We start from the raw sequence: 4,160 nt of genomic DNA on the forward strand, positions 1-4,160 counted from the left end.
GCGAAAGAAAAACGTGAATTTACCACATTTCTCGCCATTTCTTGAAACCGCTGTTGGCAGATGCCCTTATTTCTTTCTGTTACGGTTTTTCTTTTCAATTCTTTCAATAATTACCTTTCGGATTACAATATATGTAAGTCGGATAGGTATAATAATAAATCGGATTACAATAAATATAAGTCAGATAGAAATAAATATAAGTCGGATTGATATAAATATAAATACGACAAGCATAAATATAAATGCGTAGCAGATATATATTATTGAAGTGGCAATAAATACAAATCGAGTAGATAATTTAATGTTTTTGCTTGTCATATTTATATATGTTAAAGTATCTTTTACTTGCTGTGCATTTACAAATTGAAAACTAATGCTGAAAATTAGGAAAAGAATTTTAAATTTATTTGAATGTATTTTTTTAAAATTTATAACTATAACCAAGTCTTATAACTTGCGTTTCGTAGTAATCGTTGCTGGTGTAATTAAAATCTTGTCCTTTGATTTCTTTTTTAATAATCATTGTATTTAACAAATCTGTTGCATTAAAAAATAGTTCGCCTTTTCCTTTTTGAATTGCTTTTTTTATTCCAAGGTCCAATGAAAATCTTGATTTTATTTTTCCTTGTGGAATAATGTCTGGTGCTAAATAGATGGCTGTTAATTGAGCATCAAAGTTTTTAGGAAGACGAAAAGTATTGTTTAGTTTAAGATTTCCTGAAAATATTTCTTGTTTCTCTGCCGAAAATAAATGTGTAGTTGGATATTTATTTTCAACTGTAAACGCATTTATTTGATTTCGATAGGTGTTTAGATTGATGTTGAATGAATATAATTTTGACATTTCTTGTGTTAAAACTATTTCTATACCTGTGTTGTAGCTTTTATTTACGTTTTGAAATGTAGCATAAATTAAATTACTTGGCGGAACTGTACTTGAAATTCTTGTTATAGTTCCATTGGCAAATCGGTGATAAATAGCATTGTATAAACTACCTTTTTCCCAACTTTTTTTATATCCCAATTCTATTGAATTTGTAAATTGTGGACGCAATGCTGGGTTTCCAACTTTGATAATTTCGGCATCGTCATATTTTGGAAAAATGCGTATATCAACTTCATTTGGTCTATCAACTCGTCGGTTGTAGAAGATAGAAAGTTTATTATTGTCGTTGATTTTGTATGCTAGACGCATATTAGGAAATGGCTGTGTATAGTTATAACCATCGCTTTTATATACAATATGATTGGGGTTTACATCGTATTGAATTTTAACATACTCAACTCTTAAACCTAATTCGGCTTCCCATTTTTTGTTTTCAAAAATGTAATTTCCGTAAACGGCTGGAATTAATTCTTTGTAGGTTGCCCAACCTCCTGCATTTAAATCTATTACTGAATTTGCGCCAGGAATAAATTGCATATTGGTTGGAATATTTCTGTTTCGGAATTTTATGCCTGTTTCAATTCGTCCATATTTTAAGGGTTTTATGTAGTCAAAATTAAAATCATAAACTTGTTCATCTGATAATAGTTTGAAAGAATCTGTTCCTGTTGAAGTTGGTAAATAGTTGTCGTAAAAATATTTTTCATCTTCTCTGTGAAAAGTGTAGTTTAAACCAATATTTAATAAATGTCCTGCTTCTTTAAATTTATGTTGATAGTTGGCAGTAGCCATATAAGTAGTTTTTAATTCGTCTTCTAAAAACTGCCACAGTCTGTTGCGTTGTGTAAAGTCAGCGTTAAAAAAAGGTTGGTCGCCACGGTCAATAATTTTTTCTGTTCCAAAAAGTCCAGATATTGTTAATGAATTTTGGTCGTTTATCGTGTAATCAATTCCAGATTTTATGGTAGTAAAATGCGTGTTTCTATTACGTTTTAATTGTGAATTAATGACATCACCATTATCATAATTACGTGTTACAAATTCATTTTTATTTAGCGTTTCTGTGTAAAGATAGTCACCTTGAAAGAAAAGATTTATTTTGTTTTTTTTATAATTTAGCGATACACTTGGATTTATTTTTGGTGTAAAAGTATATTGAGGTCTTATGGTTGGCAAGTTTTCTTTTCGTACCCACAAAGAACCTAAACCAGTTGTAAAACCAACCTTTCCATTAAAACCAACTTTTTTATTTTTCTTGTAAATAATATTTATAATTCCTGCATTGCCATTTGCATCGTATTTGGCTGATGGATTATTGATAATTTCAATTTTTTCTATCGCAGAAGCTGGAATGTTGTCTAATCCTGTTTGGTTTCCAAAACCTGTTATAGCGGTTTGTTTTCCGTCAATAAGAACAGTTACTTTATCGTTGCCGCGAAGTTGTACTTTGCCGTCTTGAACCGTAACACTTGGTAAATTTTGCATTGCTTGTAAAACAGAACCACCACTTTGACTAATGTTATCTTTCAAAGAAAATGTTTTTTTGTCCATTTTCTCACTTATTTCAGCAGTTTTTCCTGTTACAACTACTTCCTGTAAAGTTGTTGATTTCTCTTCTATTTCGATTGTTTTTATGTCTAAATAGTCTGATAGATTGCCTACAAATAATGATTGCTTTTTTGTTGCATAACTGATATAAGAAACTTCAAGATAATAATTACCTGTATTAATTTTTGATAAAATAAATCGTCCTTCTTCGTTTGTAACTGTGCCACTTACAAAAGTACTGTCTTTTTCTGCTTTGAGAACTACGTTTACAAAAGGCAAAACAGTTTTAGTGTTTTGGTCTTTTATAATTCCTGATATTGTTACTCCTTTTTGTGCATTAGAAATGGAGAAAACTAGTAACGATAACATTAAAATAAAATGTTTTATTGATTTTTGCAGTGTCATAATTTTGTATTCTTACAATTATGTCGCAAATATCGTAAGTGATTGTGCATATATAAAAACAAAGTAAGTGCAATATGATTTATTTGTACTAATTGTTTCTTTTTACAAAAGATTTTTTTTGAATTGTGTTGGTGTTAACCCTTTGAATTTCTTGAATATAGCATTAAAAGAAGATTTAGAATTAAAACCGACATCAGTAGCGATTCCTAAAAGTGTAAGATTATTATTTTGGTCATTTTTTAATTGGTTTATAAATTCTTCAACTCTGTATTCATTTATGAAATCTTGAAAATTGGTATTCATATGCTCATTTAAAACTTCAGAAATGTATTGACGAGGAATATTTAATTTATCTGAAACGTCTTGTATTGATAATTTTGAGTTTAGGTATAACTTATCTTTTTGCATTGCATTTATTAAATCTATTTTATATTTATTTATCAATTCATCATTTAGGTTAGAATTTTTGTATTTACTAATTCCTGTTTTTGGTAAAATTTCATTAGCACCATTAAACAATTTGAAAGCGATAAAATAAAATAAAAAAGCAACAACTAATAAAAGGTATGAATTGAAATTTTGGTCGGATAAAAACGGTAATTCTGATAATTTAACTATTTTAAGAATATCATTTAAAAATGAAAAAAAGAATAGTATAATTATCGGAATAATAAAGTATGTAATCCAAACTTTTCTTTTAGTTGTAACTACTGAATATAAAATTAGAGATAAATATATGATAAAAGTTAGTTTGCAAAAAACTTCAAATACTTCAACGATTATGTTATTAGGATGTAATTTAATTTCTATTACTTCAAGAATTGAATAAATGATGTTTGGAATGAAAAAATAGTAATCTGACTTTGTAAACTTTTCTTTATTGTTTTTATAATACTTGAAAAATAGAAACAAAAAAGTTACAAAAAGTGTATTGTCGAAAAGAAACCAATCAGTGTTTTCAACAAATAAATTATTCTTATCATCGCCGATGATGTATAATACTATTGAAAAAAGACTTCCAAACAGTAACCAAAAAGTAGTATTCTTATAACTTTTGCGATTGTTATATAAAACAAAAAGGACGAAAAGTCCTTGAAGTAATGCAATAATTTGAATTGTTTTAAGCATCATTTTAATTTAATGCTCGAAAGATACAAAATTTGAAAATTATTAATTAGTACAATATGTCTTTGCATTTTTAACGAAAGGTTATTTTTTATGTGGAGGTTTTTTGTGCGTTTCGTGTAGCTCGAGGGTTTCTGCCAACGTTTCGCGGCTTCAAGAAGTGGCGAACTTCGTAACCGCATATTTTCCACTAAGA

2 protein-coding genes are annotated in these 4,160 nt (G+C 28.2%); both read right to left on the minus strand.

Translation table 11 applies throughout. The features are described from left to right. Nucleotides 1–421 precede the first annotated feature (421 nt). Complete coding sequence (locus tag ABI549_RS13540) at nt 422–2,839, minus strand: outer membrane beta-barrel family protein (protein WP_348076989.1); 2,418 nt, start codon at nt 2,837–2,839, stop codon at nt 422–424. Between the two features lie 102 nt (nt 2,840–2,941). Continuing rightward, nucleotides 2,942–3,970 carry a helix-turn-helix domain-containing protein gene (locus ABI549_RS13545; RefSeq protein ID WP_348076990.1) on the minus strand — a complete coding sequence of 343 codons (1,029 nt, stop codon included), beginning with the start codon at nt 3,968–3,970 and terminating at the stop codon, nt 2,942–2,944. Nucleotides 3,971–4,160: the final 190 nt, after the last annotated feature.

The organism is Flavobacterium sp. (assembly GCF_039932285.1).
Taxonomy (GTDB): Bacteria; Bacteroidota; Bacteroidia; order Flavobacteriales; family Flavobacteriaceae; genus Flavobacterium.